The organism is Bradyrhizobium sp. PMVTL-01 (assembly GCF_051861855.1).
In the GTDB taxonomy this organism is placed as follows: domain Bacteria; phylum Pseudomonadota; class Alphaproteobacteria; order Rhizobiales; family Xanthobacteraceae; genus Bradyrhizobium.
In genome coordinates this window covers 5,492,473-5,509,805 of sequence record NZ_CP193982.1, presented here as the reverse complement: position 1 = coordinate 5,509,805, position 17,333 = coordinate 5,492,473, and the positions used below count along the sequence as shown (strand labels likewise).

13 protein-coding genes and 2 pseudogenes are annotated in these 17,333 nt (G+C 59.4%); 4 read left to right on the top strand and 11 right to left on the bottom strand.

All coding sequences use genetic code 11. The annotated features are described in order from the left end of the window. Window positions 1-52 precede the first annotated feature (52 nt). From ACRQ5Q_RS26920 to ACRQ5Q_RS26910, 3 genes and pseudogenes are all read right to left on the bottom strand, one after another. Entirely contained in the window at window positions 53-1,483 is a 1,431-nt protein-coding gene (locus ACRQ5Q_RS26920) for a lipopolysaccharide biosynthesis protein (RefSeq protein ID WP_439392901.1), read from the bottom strand. Between the two features lie 389 nt (window positions 1,484-1,872). Further along, window positions 1,873-3,384 (bottom strand): P-loop NTPase, encoded by a 1,512-nt coding sequence (locus ACRQ5Q_RS26915; protein WP_439399877.1) that lies wholly within the window; start codon window positions 3,382-3,384, stop codon window positions 1,873-1,875. Window positions 3,385-3,447: 63 nt separating this feature from the next. Then, window positions 3,448-3,717 (bottom strand): annotated as a pseudogene (locus tag ACRQ5Q_RS26910) (hypothetical protein); the annotation flags it as partial. A gap of 521 nt (window positions 3,718-4,238) precedes the next feature. Here ACRQ5Q_RS26910 and ACRQ5Q_RS26905 point away from each other — a divergent pair. Beyond that, window positions 4,239-5,488, top strand: a pseudogene (locus tag ACRQ5Q_RS26905) (IS5 family transposase); the annotation flags it as partial. A 346-nt stretch (window positions 5,489-5,834) separates the two neighbouring features. On the opposite strand, the gene ACRQ5Q_RS26900 reads toward ACRQ5Q_RS26905, so the two are convergent. From ACRQ5Q_RS26900 to ACRQ5Q_RS26890, 3 genes are all read right to left on the bottom strand, one after another. Next, on the bottom strand, window positions 5,835-7,100 hold the full coding sequence (locus tag ACRQ5Q_RS26900) for a carboxylate--amine ligase (protein WP_439392899.1): 1,266 nt from the start codon (window positions 7,098-7,100) through the stop codon (window positions 5,835-5,837). 5 nt (window positions 7,101-7,105) lie between these two features. After that, complete coding sequence (locus tag ACRQ5Q_RS26895) at window positions 7,106-8,389, bottom strand: NAD(P)-binding domain-containing protein (RefSeq protein WP_439392897.1); 1,284 nt, start codon at window positions 8,387-8,389, stop codon at window positions 7,106-7,108. A gap of 403 nt (window positions 8,390-8,792) precedes the next feature. Beyond that, window positions 8,793-9,515 (bottom strand): LuxR C-terminal-related transcriptional regulator, encoded by a 723-nt coding sequence (locus ACRQ5Q_RS26890; protein WP_439374668.1) that lies wholly within the window; start codon window positions 9,513-9,515, stop codon window positions 8,793-8,795. Window positions 9,516-10,301: 786 nt separating this feature from the next. Between ACRQ5Q_RS26890 and ACRQ5Q_RS26885 the strand changes: the two genes are divergently transcribed. Continuing rightward, complete coding sequence (locus tag ACRQ5Q_RS26885; RefSeq protein ID WP_439392895.1) at window positions 10,302-10,949, top strand: response regulator transcription factor; 648 nt, start codon at window positions 10,302-10,304, stop codon at window positions 10,947-10,949. Window positions 10,950-11,464: 515 nt separating this feature from the next. Continuing rightward, the gene (locus ACRQ5Q_RS26880) at window positions 11,465-11,719 is read left to right on the top strand and encodes a hypothetical protein (protein ID WP_439392893.1); all 255 of its coding nucleotides are present in this window, start codon (window positions 11,465-11,467) and stop codon (window positions 11,717-11,719) included. Window positions 11,720-11,845: 126 nt separating this feature from the next. Here ACRQ5Q_RS26880 and ACRQ5Q_RS26875 read toward each other — a convergent pair whose 3' ends face one another. The 5 genes from ACRQ5Q_RS26875 to ACRQ5Q_RS26855 are packed head-to-tail and all read right to left on the bottom strand — an operon-like array spanning window position 11,846 to window position 15,838. Further along, on the bottom strand, window positions 11,846-12,016 hold the full coding sequence (locus ACRQ5Q_RS26875; RefSeq protein ID WP_439392891.1) for an SDR family NAD(P)-dependent oxidoreductase: 171 nt from the start codon (window positions 12,014-12,016) through the stop codon (window positions 11,846-11,848). Then, window positions 12,009-13,394: a class I adenylate-forming enzyme family protein gene (locus ACRQ5Q_RS26870; RefSeq protein WP_439392889.1), complete on the bottom strand. Its 1,386-nt coding sequence runs from the start codon at window positions 13,392-13,394 to the stop codon at window positions 12,009-12,011. Before ACRQ5Q_RS26870 ends, ACRQ5Q_RS26875 begins: the two co-directional genes overlap by 8 nt. Beyond that, the gene (locus tag ACRQ5Q_RS26865; RefSeq protein ID WP_439374672.1) at window positions 13,381-13,626 is read right to left on the bottom strand and encodes an acyl carrier protein; all 246 of its coding nucleotides are present in this window, start codon (window positions 13,624-13,626) and stop codon (window positions 13,381-13,383) included. The genes ACRQ5Q_RS26870 and ACRQ5Q_RS26865 overlap by 14 nt, the downstream gene beginning before the upstream one ends. A 35-nt stretch (window positions 13,627-13,661) precedes the next feature. Further along, on the bottom strand, window positions 13,662-15,572 hold the full coding sequence (locus ACRQ5Q_RS26860; protein WP_439392887.1) for a long-chain-acyl-CoA synthetase: 1,911 nt from the start codon (window positions 15,570-15,572) through the stop codon (window positions 13,662-13,664). Next, a complete protein-coding gene (locus tag ACRQ5Q_RS26855) occupies window positions 15,569-15,838 on the bottom strand; it encodes a phosphopantetheine-binding protein (RefSeq protein WP_026311989.1) in 270 nt (89 codons plus the stop codon). The genes ACRQ5Q_RS26860 and ACRQ5Q_RS26855 overlap by 4 nt, the downstream gene beginning before the upstream one ends. A gap of 253 nt (window positions 15,839-16,091) precedes the next feature. On the opposite strand from ACRQ5Q_RS26855, the gene ACRQ5Q_RS26850 reads away from it, so the two are divergent. Further along, window positions 16,092-17,318, top strand: a complete 1,227-nt coding sequence (locus tag ACRQ5Q_RS26850) for an acyl-CoA dehydrogenase family protein (protein ID WP_439392885.1) — start codon at window positions 16,092-16,094, stop codon at window positions 17,316-17,318. The last annotated feature ends 15 nt before the right edge of the window (window positions 17,319-17,333 follow it).

Sequence of the window (17,333 nt, the reverse complement as noted above, 5' to 3'; positions counted from 1 at the left end):
TCCGTTTGCTGATTGCGTGTTCTCGGACGGCCCAATACATTCGATTGCCTCTTTACTCGTGCCTTTTCCGCAGTTCAGATGCGACTGTCTCCGCTCTCGCCGGCGACGGCTGCTTGGTCTGGAACGATAGCGCCTCTTGGAGCAGCATTCGCGGGCCAAGCTGGATCGCCCGCCTAATGATAGTACATAGCATCGTGGTGGCGGTGAGATCGATGCCTTCGGCAGCGTAGATGTGAGCCGCCATCCATGCCCTTGTCGAGACATTGACGCAGGCGACGACCACCGCCGTTCCCCAGATCCCGAACGTCCAGGTCGCGCCAACCATGGCCACGATACCCAGCACGGAGGTGATGACCATGATGATCATCGCGGCCCGCTGGTGCCCGGTCATGTTGAGGGCGATACTGCCGATGCCGAAGTATGTGGCCGCTAACTGACCGCTCGCCAGGATCATCAAGACGCCGTGGGCGCGGACAAAGGACGATCCGAATGCCATCAACGCGATGTCGCCGACCAGCGCCAATGCCAGGTAACATCCAAGGACCGCGATAAAGGCGGCCAGTGCCGCTCCAGACGTGACGCGGGCAATCTCCGTGCGTTGATTCTCGTCGAATAGGCGTGCGATCAGAGGTGCTGCGGGAACGCAGAAGGTCCCCAAGAAGAAATCGAGAAGAAGAGAGATCCGGTTGGCTGCGTAATAGTATCCGGCGGGTGCCGGACCGGCCATGACCGAGACGATGACGATGTCGATGGTGGAAAACAGCACGCTGGCAATGCTGGTCACCCAGAACGGTGTGGAGGCCGCGAAGAGTTCGGCGATGCTCTCCTTCGATCGCCTCAGTGCGACAGTGAACAGCTGATGGCCGTCGGCGAGACGTCGCAGGTGAACTTGCTGAATAGCGATCAGCAGGACCAAGACGCCCGTAGCGATCACGAAAATATCTGCCGCCTTCACCGGATAGCCATACGTTGTGAAGAGAGCGGCGCCCAACAATATGATGAGTAATCGCCACAACACCTCCTTCGGCAGAAGAGCGAGGTTGACGGAGCCCAGCGCGCGGGCGAGCGAACTCTGCAGCTCAATTAATGCCAATGGTAAGATCAGAAGCAGGCTGGCGGAATACTCCCAGCGACCGAAGATTCCTTCCCTATCGTGCGCGGCAACGAATAGGATAAGGCCGATCGCTGTCATCGCAATGCTGCCAATACATGTCACTCGAACCCGTTGTGAGACAACCGAGCGGATCGCCGTGTAGTCTTTCCGAGCCTCGAGACTTGGTACTTCCAGAACTACTTGAAGTTGCTGGCCGGCCCCGCCAATCGTCGCTGCGACGAGCCCGAAGGTCATTAGCGATACCAGAGCTCCATATTCCTGGATGCTCATCATCCGAGCGAAGCTGACCCCAAAGAGGAACGTGACCGCTGCGCCGGAGCAACGATAGACCAAGGCTAGTACAGAATTCCAGAAGAGGGATCCGACCATCCAAGAAAACCTTGCATTCAACTTCACTCGTGCGCCAAGCAAGTCGTCTTGGTCGCCTTGTGCCGCGACGATGGCCCGGGATTACGTTAGGTCCCTACCATGACGATAGTGTAGACGCACCGCGTATCCTGTTACAACGCTCTGAGCCCCGATCCTTTTGGCGACTCTTTTCGATCTTGTTGCCGAAGCGGAGGCAAACACATTCACCGTATGTTCGACGAGGGCGTTTCCAAGCGCCGGGTCTGCGACTGCTTTGTTCCAACGGGCAAAGAGTGTTTCGAGCACAAACGTTCAAACCTTGGAATATCAAAATGGTTAAAGCCGATGGAGCCTTTGCTGCCCGACAACGCGGGGGACGCGTGAGGCTGGCGCGCCGCAGATGCGCGATCTCAAGCGGTCGCCTTAGGCACCAGGTGCGTCCATACGCTGCTGTTTCCTGCATGATTAAGTACAATGCCGAGCACGTTCTCGTATCGAATTATTTCGAGCGCGCGCTTTACGACATCGACATTCGTTCGGCTCGCTTCAACGACAAAGATAGATGAGTCTAAGGCAGACATCGCGGTCGGCACATCCGCACAGGGCGCCATGGGCGGTAGATCTACAATAACGTATTCGTACGCCGCGCGAAGGGTATGAGATAACTTATTGAGAAGCTCCGATAAGGGGACTCCACTTCGGTAGGTTGATCGAGAGGTATTGCCGATCGGTAGAAAGGCTAACTGTGTCGTCGGCTCGATCCAGGTAGTTCCGCGCAAGCTAGCTGCCCCTGAGACGACGTCCAAGACGCCGACTTCTGCAGCTGGAGCCAATAAAGTCGAGAGCGACGGATGTCGGAAGTTGCAGTCCAACAAAATAGCTTTCGCGCCAGTCTGTGCTATGAGTAAAGCTAGGGACGCCGCGATAGTTGACTTTCCCTCGTGGGGGAAGGTCGAGGTGATCCCAATGATCTGGCTTCGCTTGCCGTTCCGGTACATGGAATCGATCGCCAGCTTGATTTCAAGAAGGGATTCGGAGAAGCGAGACTGTGGTGCGTCCATGACTGGCCAAATCGGACTTTCGCGGCGCTCGACGCTTCTCGAGTTGGAGTTAGATAAAGCACGCTCGTGGCGATCAGTGCTGTTCTGGCGATCAGTGCTGTTCGCGAAGAGCACTGCACGCTTAGCGTCGCTGGACCTGACCCTTGGAATGACCGCGATGCAAGCTATCTGAAGTTCCTTCCAGACTTGGCCGCTGGTTTGGATGCCCCGATCCAATAAGTCGCGCAGCATTCCGAGGCCGATGCCAAGAAGCGTTCCGCCAATCATCGACATTCCGAGCACGATCCCGGCTCTGGGCGAACTGGCCCTCAAGGGAGGCGACGCCCTGGTGACCAAACTAGCCTCGAACATGGGCGCCGATTGCTGCCGCACGGCCTCTGTCTGACGCGCAACGTGTCGAAAACTATCATAAGCGGCTTTGGATGAGTCCGCGGCGGCAATTAGCGCGCGCTCTGCACCTGCATCGACAGAATCCGGATCATCTCTTTTCGCGTTACGGTAGTCGTCCAGTATCTTCTGGGCAGCTGTTGCCTTACTGCTCAATTCGGCGAGACGATCCTTCGTCCACATCTGATCTGGGGAAGCGAATTGGTATCTCGCGTCGATCGGAGCCGATATATATGTCTGCGCCAAGGTATTTAGAATTCGTGCCGCTCGGTCGGGGTCGGTGGCCTCGAAGCCAATGTCCACGATGTACGTAGCGCCGGCACGCTTCACCGAAAGTTTGCGCTCGAACGCCTCGACGGCATGGCGCATCAGGCTATATTCGGTTTCTGGTTTGCTCCAGCCGAGGAGACGGGTCACGAACCCGGCTATAGGGTGTAAGAGGCTTCTCCCGGCGAATTCCGGATCTTTCGCCAAATCGAGTTTCCGTATCACCTCACGAGCGATGTCCTCGGACCTTATGATTGAGATTTGACTTTCTACGATCGTGGACACGGACGCGGCGTCTACCGCGCCTGCCTTTGAAGCAATTAGGAGTTCCGCGTTCGCGGTAAATGTGGGGACTGCTGCAACGAGGTAAAGGAGAGCAATGCCAAGCACTATCGAGCATGTCAGCGCTACGATCGAGAAGCGTCGGCGTATGAAGGCAACCACTTCTGCCAGCGTCTCGGCTGACGAAGAAGAAGAAGGAGAGTCAGGGGGCGTATTGTCTCGATTTACCCAATTGTCCGTTCTACTCGTATGCAGCATTTCTTTGTACCAACGCTGATGGTTGCACTAGTTCAGAGTCTGCACGCGGCGCCGAACGTGCAAGTACCTAATGGGTCGAGGCAAGCCGTGGCAAAGTCGAACGGATGAGGGCGGATGCAACGGCACACTTTGATCTTGATATCCAAGCTGTCCGCGTGCGCAGCCGCGCCCATCGGCTTTACCGACGCGTCTTGGGATTGCTCCGTTACCATCGACCCAATGTGCCGGAAGCCTGGTGGAGCGCAGCAAATTGGTGAAGGACGCATAAGTCATGGAACTGTATCACCGAGGCACTCGTCGCCTATACCAGTACGCTCCGGGTCACTGAATGGAAATTGGCAATAAATGGGTAGTTACGATTGTCCGGTCGGCCGTGAAGAAATCCCAGGCAGTTGATTCGGAATCAGAAACGGCGTTTTGCCGGGACCGGATTTTGCCGGAAAGCGGGCCTTTGGAGCGGGATTCCTTGCAAACCTGATTTGTGATTCACTCACCTTTGACGGCTTTGGCGAGGGAGCGAGATGCGACCACGGGAGCGGGGCGAGACGGGAGAGCAGGATGTGTTCCGCTCTCGGCTTGATCAGATCATCGACATGAAGCATCCGCTGGTGACGCTGGCCCGGACCTTGGATTGGAGGTTCCTGGAAGGGCGGTTCGGTGAGGTTTACACCGACAATCCCGCCCGGCCGCCGCTGCCGACGTGCTTGATGGCGGGGCTGGCGATCCTCAAGCACACCTCCGACCTCTCCGACGAGGTGCTGTGCGAGCGGTGGGTCGAGAACCCCTATTACCAATACTTCTGCGGCCAGGAGTTCTTCCAGCACCGGCTTGTGTTCGATCGCTCGTCGCTGACGCGATGGCGCAACTGCATGGGCGAGGAACGGCTGGCTGCGCCGATCCAGGAGACCCTATCGGTTGCCACCAAGACCAAGGCGATCAAGCCGTCCGAGTTGTCGCGTGTGATCGTCGACACCCACGGTTCAGTCCAAGAATGTGACGTTCCCCACCGATGCGAAGCTTGTGAACCGGGCGCGCGAGAAGCTGGTGCGGCGCAGCATCACGGGGGTGGCTTTGCGCCAGTCCTATGCGCGGGTGGGCAAGTTCGCCCTGATCCAGTATCAGCGCTATGCCCACGCCAAACAGTTCTAGCGCGCCAACCGAAAGCTTAAGACGCTACGGACCTATCTCGGCCGCGTCATCCGTGACATCAGCCGCAAGATCGATGGCGACGGCGGGTTCGAAGCGGCGTTCGCGTCGCGCCGGCGCGGCGCGTGCGCGAGCAGAAGCAGCATCAGCGCGGGCCGAAGGTCCATTCCTTGCACACGCCGGAGGTCGAGTGCGTCGGCAAAGGCAAGGCCCATCAGCTTACGAGTTCGGCGTCAAAGTCTCGGTCGCCACCACGATCGGCCACGCCAAGGGCGGCCAGTTCGTCACCCATGTGAAGGCGCTGCCTGGCAATCCCTATGACGGTCACACGCTGGCCACCGTGATCCCGGACATGGAGGCGCTCGTCGGCAACACGACCCCGCGCATCCTCGCCGACAAGGGATACCGCGGCCACAATGCGCCACCCGATCACAAGTTCAGGGTCTTCATCTCCGGCCAGAAGCGAGGCATGACGCCCAAGATCAAGCGCGAACTGCGCCGCAGGGCGGCCGTCGAGCCCGTCATCGGCCATTTCAAGGCCGAGCACCGCATGGGCCGCAATTATCTCTGGTTCCGCCAGGGCGACGCTACCAACGCCGTTCCCGCCGCCGCCGGCGATAACTTCCGGGGCCTCGTTGGCTCAGCCTGTTGCTGCGCCAAATCCTCTCGGCTCTCACCGCCGCGGTTCGGGCCGTTCCAGCCTGAAGCCAGAGACTTCACGGACAGCTGGTCCATTGAACCATGGCAGTGCGCGACCAAGTTCGAGACGCTGTCCGCTCGACTGCCGATCGTGCGTCGAGAATGAACGCGTCAAGAGTGGTCGAGGATCTTGAGCAGCAAGATTGCGAGGCCAGTCCTCTCCTCGGGAACGTATTCTTGGATTAACTACGATTTCTCGGTCCGAATCCCAACATCGACAAGCAAGCTCTCATCTTGTGTGAAAAATCGAGACCCTAAAAACAGGAAATGCGTCAGCCAAGGGGCCTTCTTCGGAGTTTGTTGCCCGCGGCTTCCGACTTCCGGAACAGAAAATGCAACATACGCAATGCTTTCGCGACGCAAACCATAGCAAGGCGTGGCCAAATCCCGATGAAGGGAAAAGGATCACTCCGGCTGAACCAGGCGAATTCCCGGGCGCCATTGAATGATCGCCACCAGTCTCTGACCAAGAGGCCGCGACGCAATATGTCGTGTAAGCTGGTTAGGCAATCATACGGCTCGATTACGAGCACTCGCCCATCGATCTGCGGTGATCTCCGCACGGACTGACCTGTGAGATCGCGATAAAGCGCTCTTGCGACGTCATTTCTCTCCCTATCCTCAAACAATCGAAACTGAGCGCCGATACGCGGGTTGAAGTCGACGAGCTTGTATTGACCGTCTCGTTTATCGAAACGATAGTCGATGTCCATTATACCTGCATAGGAAACTGCTTCGAGGAGAGCCTCAGCCTGTTGGAGGAGCGCGGGATTAGTGACAGATCTGCTCAACGTTGCAGAACCGAAGCGGGGCGGATACGAGCGCAGCTTTCTGCCAGTAAAGGCGGCCAGGCACTTCGAGTCCGCGTTGCAATATCCATCAAAGAGCCAATCCTCGCCATCACGAATGTATTCCTGGATCAGCAGGTTGGAAGGAACTAGTGCTTCCGACCGGCGGTAAAGATCTAGGAGCGCGCTAGGGGAGGCAACGATGGACGGTTTGATCGTTGAATTGAGCCATGGCTTCGATGGCTTCACCACAACGGGGAAGGCTGCGGTTTCGATAAACTCGTAGACCTCTGAAATCGTGCCGGGCGATATTGCTTGAGGGCACGGTACCCTGAGCTGCTTGCACATTGTGTGCAGCTGTGATTTGTCCGCCAAGCGCCGTGGAATGTCTGATCGCAGCTTCGGAAACAAGAACCACTGCTGCAACGTGAGAGCCTCTTCGGCGATCAGGATCGCGCCGACGTCATCCGTTGGAATAAGGACGGTCGGTAATTTCAGTTGTCGTCCAATCTTTTCGAGTCCTTCGAGTAGCCGCGGACTTGGCAAGTCGCGGGTTTCCCAGACGAATGTTCCGGTCAGATATTTAGAAAACGCAGTCGGCGCGAGATGATCCTCGATAACTGAAAATACCGGAGCCCCAAGCATCCCGAGGCTTCGAATTATACCGAGGCCTCCATGATTCAAGGCATAGCGGCCGGTCTTCAGGATGAGTACCGGGAATGGCGACAGCCCTTCGTTAGCACTCGCCATTTGCCTCAACCAGAGATTCCGTTGCGTGCGGAAGCAAGTCCGGGAGAAACTGACGACCGGGAACGGTTTTGCTCACGAGCGATATCGCTGGAGATGCGGCGGGCCGCGTATTCAGTGCCGCACAGGAAGCGCATCAGGGGTCCGAAATTGTACGCACTGGCGATGCCAGTGAAATAAAGGCCCGGGATCGAGGACTCGAAACTGGGCGACAGGCACGGAGCCTCTTGCACGCAGCGCAATTCGGATATCAGCCTCTGATCTAAAAATGGAAGTGATCCAACACTAAAGCGATAGCCGGTCGCGGCAATGACGTGGTCGACAGTGAGATGGCGGGACGACCCGTCTGGGCCATCGACGTTCAGAACCACTTTGCTGCCTTTCGCTTCGGCTTCTCGCACGCCGTGACCGAGCAGTATCGGTACACGGCCCTCGACTCGCTCCCTAAGCCACCACGAACCCGATGGGCCAAGCACCTCTACTGGCGTCCCACGACGTTGCCCGTACGTCCGCACCACATCGACGCGTATTTGCTCGGGCAGATGATAGAACGCCGTTGGAGCAGCGGCGCAGAGCCATGTTTTGAGCCCATTTCCCATCGGCGACGCCGGCCGCCGCAGCCGTTGCCACAACGATCGTGGCCCGGGTGTTGGGATATCATGCCACTCGATCGATGCGCGCCGCACTAGCAGCGTTACCTTCGCTTGCGCCTCGTTCAGCAGAGCCGCTGTCTCCAGCGCGGATTGACCGCCGCCGATGACAACCACTTCGCGCCCTTTGAATTTGCCTAAATCGTGGTGGTCGCTGCTGTGCGACAGCAATTCTGCAGGCAATTTGGTCAGTTCAGCGGGGATGTATTCGGCGTGCGACAAGCCGGTTGCGACAACCACCTTTTTAGCTCTTAGTTCTTCTCCGGTGGCCAGTCGCAAGCGAAAGCCGTGGGTTTGTCGATCCAGCATGGAGACCATTACATCTTCAACTGTGGGAACGAGCCGCTGCTGAAACGATAGGGCGTATCGGGTAAATGTTTCGAGTGACACGCGTGCACCCTCATAGGGCAGCGCTTGCTCTTCACAGAACTGCTGCAGAGTGCAACGCCCGATCGGATCCGCAAGGTTCGAAGCGAATCCTTCAGACTTGAGGAACATGCCTGCTGGCATTTGCGTGAGCCAGCGATGCATCGGTGAGCCAAAAATACGGAACTGCACGCCGCGAGACCGCAAGTAAGCCGCGGTTGAAACGCCAAATGGCCCGGCACCGATCACGGCTACCGGAAGGTCGACTTCGCGCATAACTTCCCCTCCTGCTACGGCAGTCTTGGGAGGTGCCGACGTAAGTGTACGCAAAAGAGCTGAGATAGAAACCGTCTATCGAGCTCATCTGGGTTTGATTGGCGGCGAATTGTGAGTACTCCGGCGTCGACGCCGGGGAGGTCGACGAAAGCGCGCATTTCACTCGACCGCACACACACACAGGTGGAGGATGAGCTCGTCAATCGGCCCCGGCATGGCGGCAATTCTCGCCAACAGCGGTGGCTCGACGTGCTCACTGGGAGGACGTCGACGCCGTCCGCGTGCTGTTCGCGCAAGGGCGGCAGGGAAGGTGTCCATGCCTGTCGTCGGTCGACGCAAACGTTACGGCTTGCACCCGCAATGGGAGCATTCCGAGGGTTGGGGTCGTCTCCGGCCCCTTGGATTACTTGTACAAGCGTACCGCCCCGCTGGCGCCTCGATCAATGCCCTTGCGGATCCTCGCCGTGGCGTGATCAGACTGGGGGACCAAGGGAGGCGTCTGATTCAGATGATTTGTCTCGGGGATCATCTTGAGTGGCGCCACGACAGCTGCACCTGCATCGATAGCGGCTGGCGCGTGGTTGTTTGACGCTCGCACCTGCGATCCGTGATTCATTCCCCAGATTGCGGCCTGAGTCCGGTTCTGAACTCGTATCTTTCGTAGGATCGCCTTGACGTGGACCTTCACAGTAGCTTCGGCAATATCGATCTTGCGAGCAATGCCCTTGTTGGAATCGCCTTCAATGAGGCAAGACAGAATTGCCCTTTCGCGCGGCGAAAGCTGCGGGGAGATCGCGTCCTCCGACGTGACGAGGATGGCGTGCTCATTTTCGTTGAGTTGCGCCTTTTCTCGTTCGGGGTTGCCGTCAAGCGCGAACGACAGGAACGCAGGCGGGAAGACGGTCTCGCCCATGGTCACGAGTTCGACCGACTTGATGAAGGCGTCGCACGAATTGACGTTGACGAAGTAGCCATTGGCGCCTGCACGGAATGCGGAGGCAAGCTCAGCCGGCCGATAATTGTCCGACACGATTGCAATGGGCGCGTCGGGATAGCGATCTTTCAAATATCCGATCCGCGCTATCTCGAGGGCAAAATCATCGCCGCTGTTGATGATGAGAAACATCAGTTGTCCAGCTTGAAGCGAGCTTGGCAACTCCTCAGGGCTCGAAGCAGATAAGGCAATGCGAAAATTTGCCTTATGCAATATTCTGGCAATACCTTCTCGGATTAGAACGTTCTTTCCAAGAAGCACCATTCCGTAAATTTGTCGCCTCCTCATTGTCTTATCCTCCAGCCGACGCACTGACACAACAAAAACGAATTCGACGTAATCTCGCGGCGGGCGGACAGCACTTGTTGGTGCTCGTCTTCGCCCCGCTTGCAAACTTTTGAACTAATGAATTGTCGTTACTCCGAACGCCTACCCGGTACCGTCGGTAAAGCTATTACCTCCATGTTGTTGAAGCCTTTAAGAATGTTAAATGCGAATTCGCCGTAGCCCTATATATCCTTCGATATAGGTCTGCAGGGGGCGCCTCAGTCTGACTCGCAACGCTGCTCTTTTTGTGCAGTCTTTGCGCGAACGACACGATCTCGTTTACTCAAGGTAGAAAACGGTCGGCTTCGGGGCGCCATGCCGCCTCCGTGCGAATCCGGTTTGGACCAAATTTTGCAGCGTTCTCGGCCTCGGCAGTGTAATCTAAAGGCGTTACGGACATCGGAAGCGCAGGTTGGTGCGCACAGCGTCGGAGAGCGAGCAGAGCAGCGCTCGAGGTCAACCCAATTTTGCGCTGCGATATGGACACGGTCGTATTAGACAAAATTTCGAGGGATCTGTGCTGCGTTTAAGGGAAATGGCAGCACGTTCGCGGTGTTGAAGTTTTTGGGGGCGTCGGGCTGAGGAGCGCCAATGCGACGTACTAATGTAGTCATTGCAGACCGGCATCCGGTCGTCCTCCAGGGACTGAGCAACGTGCTCGGTACCGCGGCGGACTTCAACATCATTGCTTCCTGTACCGACACTGCAAGTTGCATCCAGGCGATTCGTAACTTGGCGCCGGACATCGCGATTGTCGACCCCGCGTTGCCCGAGCTCGCCGCGCTGATAGTTCTTTCCGTCAATTCAGAAAATCGTTCGACTCATTTGGTGTTCTTCGCCTCTAGTGAGGATTGCGAATTGCTTTTGGATGCAGCCCCCTTTGCCTGCAGCATCGTCCTGAGGGACACGGAGCCTGAGGCGTTGGTGCAGTCGTTGCGGCACATTGCCAACGGCCGAAGCCCGCTGCCGTTGATGTCGTCCGAGTTGATTGCATTGGAAGAGCAGGGCTCGAATTGGGACAAGATGATGACGGCTCTGACAGACCGCGAGCGTCAGATCATGCGTCTGGTATCTGAAGGACTGTCGAATAAGGAAATCGGAAGACGGTTGAGCATTTCCGTCGGCACCATCAAGGTGCATCTTCACAACATTTTTCAAAAACTTGAAATCAGCAATCGGACGGTGCTTGCGGCGATAGCTATCGGTCAACATGATCGTCCGGCGGACGGAGAGCGCTAAGAGGATCGTCGCGGTCCGCCAAATCCCCATCACCCCTTCGATCGCAATGAGCAGCCGCCCTCGACCGGATGCGCCGGCCTGGCCCGACGGAATCTCGGGAGGGCGGCCCCAAGCCCGCTTTCGTGGCCGAAGGCCAAGTCTCCGTCGCGAGCGCGATAAGCCTCCGACAGCGGCGGCCGCTGCCCCCATGACGAGCTGAATGGGGTAATCCGGCAGGACCGTCAGTTCATCCGGAATGGCAGCCAATACAAGGAGAGAGAGGGCTATTCATTCGTCAATCTGCGGCTCTGGCTCGATCGTACTGGTCCGCTGTCAGGTAAAGCGTCGTCGCGGGCTATGCGAAAGGCTCCAGATAGCATCGCAGAGATATGCCGATTGGAATTCGGCAACTGCGGAGCGGCGGCCCTGGCCTTGCCTTCCTGCCCCCCAGTGGTCAGGGCCGTTCTCCCATCGGGCCTTGCCGGTAGGACGATAATTCCGTGATTCAGATGAAGGCCAGCACGGGGCGCAGCTAGATGTCCCTCGAGTTTCACCGTGCCGTCGCGGATATGGAGATCTGGAGCGCGACCGGCGAGGGCTTTTCGTTTGTCATCACGTATGAGAGCCCGGCTGGCGCCGGTTTTCATGGGTGTGCAGGTTATGTGGCGTCATGGCGGCCGCTCTATGGGGGAAACGGCGCGATCAAGATCGGCGGTTCGGCGTTTCCAACTCTTGCGGAGGCCGAGAAGGCCTGCAACACGATGCTTGGACATCTGACGGGGTCTCCCTGAGTTGAATCGTGCAATCTCCACCAGCGAGGGGATGGCTCCAAGGCTGCGAGGAAGGCTGCCGACTTGACGCGGCGATCGCGCCGAATTCGTCGCGCACCGATCTTGCCAGGGCCCGGATCGCATCGATCAGCGCGAGGTCGCAGGAGCGGAAGTGCAGGCGTCGTTCCGCTTCCGGGACGGCAGCTCGCCCTCGCGGCGCGCCAGCGCGATCACGTCGTAGTCTCTGGATGCGGCGAGCCTGCGCGCAATGGCCAAGCCGATACCGCGGCTGCCGCCGGTGACGACGACGTTACGCATCGGTGCGCGCCAGTTTCCCCGCTGCAGTGACCTCGAGGCGCTCGACGAAACGAATCACCGCGGGAACCTTCCACGCTGCCAGGCCCTCCTTGCATCGGCTGAGTATCTCTGCGCGGATGCTCTCGTGGCGCTTCTCATCGGTGTCGCCCGTGAGGATGACATCGGCAACCACGATGGCGCCCGTGATCGGGCTCTTGCGCGATCGCGCCCGCGACATTTGAACACAGGCGTGCCGATTGATCACAGCCTCCACCTCTTCCGGATGGACCTTCAACCCCCCGATATTGATAATGCCGCCTCGCCGGCCGACGAAATGGTATCGTTCGCCGCGCAATTCGACGATATCGCCCGTATCGACGAATCCGTCCGCGTCGGCGAGCGGCGGCGCATCGGCGCCGACATAGCCGCGCGCGGTACGCTTGGAGCGAATCCGCAACGAGCCTTCGACCACCTTCATCTCTACGCCGTCCCGATTTCGCCCGATCAGGTGAGCAGGAAATCCCTCGTGCCCGTCGTCGACGCTAAACCCGACTCCGGCTTCGGTTGAGGCATAGGCATGACCGATCGACGCGTGCGGAAATGCCTGGGCCAAGCCGTCGAGCACGGCCTGGTCGGCGATTTCGCCGGACAAGCGGATATAGCGCGGCGAAAAGTTGGCAGCGGTGCCGCTCATCAGGAGCTTGCGCCAGTGCGATGGTGTGCCGGAGATGTGGCTGACGCCGCCCGCGCGCAGCCGCGCCACATGGGCCGCGATGGTTTCCCCGGGCTCGGATAACACCATCGATCCACCGCCGATCACGGCTCGCAGGAAGATTTGCAGGCCGCCGTAGCGGCGGATATCGTAGAACGTTGCCCAGATTGCGTCGCTGTGGCGGGCAGGCCCGTCGGCAATGATCGCGCCGGCGAGCCCGTCGAGTGTGTGTCGGACGATCTTCGGCAGCCCCGAGGTCCCCGACGTCAGCATCAACCATTCGGTGGGATGGTCGATCCTCGGTCCCGCGGCTCTCCGTTGGGGCAGGTCGATGCCAACGACACTGCATCCTCCAGCACAGTATCCGGACAGCGGTTGATCGGTGACGATGGTGTCGATCCCGGCCTGCTCGACGAGAGCCTGCAGGCGCTCCCAATCGAGATCGGGCGGGCATAGAAGCATGCGGCGTGCGACCCCGTCGAGCTCGATCATTGCAAGCGCGCACAACAACTGTCTCGATGTCGCAAGCAGCACCGAGCGCCCTGACAACTCGGAGCATTCGCCAGCGAGGCAGCTGTGCTCGATCAAGTCGGTCAGCGATACGCTCTGCCGGGCATCGGAAATCGTGCGGTTCTTCGGCCCCCGGTCAAGGTAGTGGCGCAGCGCGATGCTGTCAGGCGGGAACATTCTCATAAGCTTTGACAAACTCGCCGAGGGTGGACGGGAAGGCCGCGTCCTCGGCAACAGTGAAGGGATCAATACCAAGCTCGTCCTCCAGCCGCGCAACCAGGATGGCGAAGGCCAGCGAATCGAACCCGGTCTCGTTCAGGGACAGGTCGTCCTGAAGCCGCGGAAGCGTGACTTTCTGTTCTTCGGCGATCTGGTTCATTGCGGAGAAGATCTTCGTTCTGACTGACATGGTACACACCTCACATTTCAGCTTTCGGGCCGATGTTAGAGCCTGATTGCGCCCTCAATGATGCGCGCGTGGACGGCGCGGTCGATCGAACGATAGCGACCGGTCGCCGGATCGCGCACGAACAGAGGATCCTCCACCACCGAAGGATCGAACCCCTCGCGGACCAATCGCTGTTTCTTCTTCCTGAAAGTGTCGGTCGTATCCAGCGCCGGGCATAACCTGACGAAAGCCGGGATTGCGTAAGGCGGCAGGCGACAGGAAAGGTGTTCGTTGAACATTCCGAAATCGAAAGTTGGGTCCACCACCAGGGCCGCCATGCCGGCGCGGCCGTCGGTCCCGGACACCGCAACCCCATAGGTCGAGGCGTCGAGAACGCCTGGGCAGTCCGCGATTGCGTCGTTCACTTCGCTGGTCGCGACGTTCTCGCCCTTCCAGCGAAAGGTGTCGCCGACGCGGTCGATGAAGTGGAGGTAGCCCTGCGCATCGCGCATCATCAGATCTCCACTGCGGAACCAGGCATCCCCCATTGCGAAGACGTCGCGCAAAATCTTCTTCTTGGTCTCGGCGGGATCCGTGTAGCCTTCGAAAGGGCGGCCGTCGGAATTGGCCTGGCCAATACGTCCGACAGCCTCGCCGGTCTCGCCGGGAGCGCACGCGATGCAGAGCCCGGCCTCGTTACGGACCGGGCTGCCGCTGTCAGCATCGATCTTGACGATTGAGGTTGGAAAGCGGTGCGCCAGAACCGGCGGTACCCGGCCGATCGCGCCCGGCTTTCCGTCAACGTTGAACAGCGAAAAGTTACCTTCGGTTGCGGCATAGAATTCGAGAATCTGCGGGATCGCGAACCGGTCGACGAACATCTCCCAGATGTCGCGGCGCAAGCCGTTCCCGACAGCCAGCCGCAGCCGGTGCCGCGTCTCTTGTTCAGAGACTGGAGCCTTCAGCAAATACCGGCAGAGCTCGCCAATGTATTGGAAGACGGTGCAGTCGAACCGCTCGATGTCGCGCCAGAAGCCGCCAGCGGAAAATTTCTCCGCAATCGCGACGGAGCCGCCCGCGCAGAGCATGCTGCAGGGAGCCGCGACGCCACCCACGGAGTGATGGAGCGGCAGGCAATCGTAGAGACGGTCGTCGGTGGATGCGTCCGTCAGTCCGGCAAACCACCCGCCCCAGGCGAGAATGCGGCGATGACTGACGTTCGCTGCCTTCGGCAGGCCGGTGGTGCCCGAGGTGTAGATGAGGAGCGCGCGTTCACCGATCGTGACGTCGCCACGCTCAGCGGAGGACAGCGGTCGTGGCTCGAAGGCGCTGAGCGCCGCATCCAGATCGTCGCGTTGATCTCCGGCGCCAAGGCTCCAGCATTGCGGCACGCGGCGCAGGTGGGGACGGGCGCCCTCGAAGGCATCCATGCAATCGGCAGCCAGGATGAGGTGATCGGCACAAGCGACGTCGATACAGTGGGCGAGCGACTGGCCCACCAGTCTGGTATTGATCAGCGCCACCGTGCCGCCGACGCTGCTGATACCGAGCCAGCAGGCGAGGTAGTCCGGCCGGTTCGGTGCCAACAGGCAGACGGTGCGGCCGGCCTGAAGGCCGAGGTGCCGTGCCCAACGCGCATACCGGTTGATCCGGCTGGTGAGTTCGCCATAGGTGAAGGATTGGCCGTCCGAGAGCAAGGCGGGTCGCCCGGGCTGCCGTTGCGCCCAATCCTCGACGATGTCGGCGAACAGACGATGCGGCTCGGTTTCGAGCCGCGCGGTCAGTGCGATGGCTTGCAACCAGGTCTTGGCCGCGGAGCGCCGCGGAACGTCGCGTCTGGATGCGCGCTGGATCGCGGCCTCGTTTATGAATTGATCACGCGACTGGGCTGGATCGGTATGCTCGCGCACCTGCTCGATGCGACTTGCTCGGTCATCGAAGCACAATCTTTGTTCAACCGGCTTCATCCCGACCCGGATCCGAGTTGGTTGAGAATCATCCGCTCCATCGCTTTCACCGACTGGAAGTTCTCGGGTGTGATCTCGAGTTGGGGAAGGATGAGATCGAACTCGGCTTCGACCTTGAGCATCAGCTCGACCATCCCCATCGAGCTCAGTCCAATATCGACGAGTCGCGACTCCGGGTGGACCTCAGCGATGATTGCGTTCTGCTGGAGGACACTCCTGACGACCGATAGGACGCGGTTCTGAACATTGACGGCAAAGTCGTGCATCTCAGCCGGTCTCCTGCCGTGGCCAGGCGTGATCATATGGAAGGCGACGATACCTAATTGTACCTTTTGTATCTTCGGCCAACAGCTCTGCTTCGGAGGTACCTCGCCCGGGAGCGGAAGCTTCCTCATACCTACTTCTGCGCCAAGGACGTGGCGAAGGAACTGGTTTAGTTGTCGGCTTTTCATCGGAATCCGTCTCGACCCGGCTCGCAACATCCAATCATCACACCCATGAAGCGGGAGGCTCCGGCCCATGACTGTGCAGGAAGTTCAGTTCCGTAACAGCGCCACTGAAATTGGCCGAATTGCCTTCTCTCCCGCGGACTCCTCGTTCCGGCAGCGAACGGCAAATGTGGCGGAGGTCGCTGCGGCGGAGGCAGACTCCGTCGATCGCGAGGCGCGGTTCCCGCGGACGGCTATCGACGCGGCGCGGAAGGAGAGACTTCTGGGAGCTCAGATTCCAATCGAGTTCGGTGGGGAGGGGGCGTCGATCTCCGAAGTCGCCGAAATGTGCTACGCGCTCGGCCGCGCCTGCGCTTCGGTTGGGATGATCTTCGCGATGCATCAGACCAAGGTCGCGTGCCTGGTTCGCCACGGGGCGGGCAGTGGGTGGCACGAAAGTCTCATGCGACGCGTGGCTGCCGAGCAGTTGCTGCTGGCATCGTCGACCACGGAAGGCCAGAACGGCGGGAACATACGCTTCAGCTCGGCCGCAGTGGAGCGCGCAGGCACGGAGATTTCGCTGGTGCGAGACGCGACGGTGATTTCGTACGGCGCGGAAGCGGACGGCATCGTCACCGTCGCCCGCCGCTCCGAATCTTCTGCCGGATCCGATCAAGTGCTGCTGGCCATCACCCGTGATGATTATACGCTGGAGCGCACGCTGGGGTGGGAAACTCTAGGCATGCGCGGGACGTGCAGTGCGGGTTTCAAGCTGAATTTCAAGGGAACTTCCGACCAGATATTCCCCGTGGCATACGAAAAGATCCATGCGCAGACGATGACGCCCGTCGCTCATCTGTGCTGGTCTTCGGTCTGGGCAGGAATCGCGGCTGCGGCGGTGGACCGGGCGCAGCTGTTCGTCCGAAAGGCCGCTCGCGGGGCAGGCGGCAATACGCCGCCCGCCGCGGCGCACTTCACTTCCGCCAGGATGACCCTGACGAAATTGCGCGCGGTCATTGCGGCAAGTCTGCAGTTCTACGAAGCCCGCGGACGAGACGTGCGCGCGCTGTCGTCAGTGGACTTCCAGTCCTCGATCAATCTTCTCAAGGTGGAGGCGTCCGAGCTCGCGGTCGCGACCGTCATGCACGCCATGCGCACCTGCGGCCTGTCCGGTTACCGCAACGACACCGACGTAAGTATCGGCCGCCACCTGCGGGACGTGCTTTCCGCGCCGATCATGATCAACAACGATCGCATCCTCGCCAGCATCGGGCCGGCGACGCTCATGAGCACGATTCCAGACTCTCTGCGCGACTGATCTTCATCTGAAAGG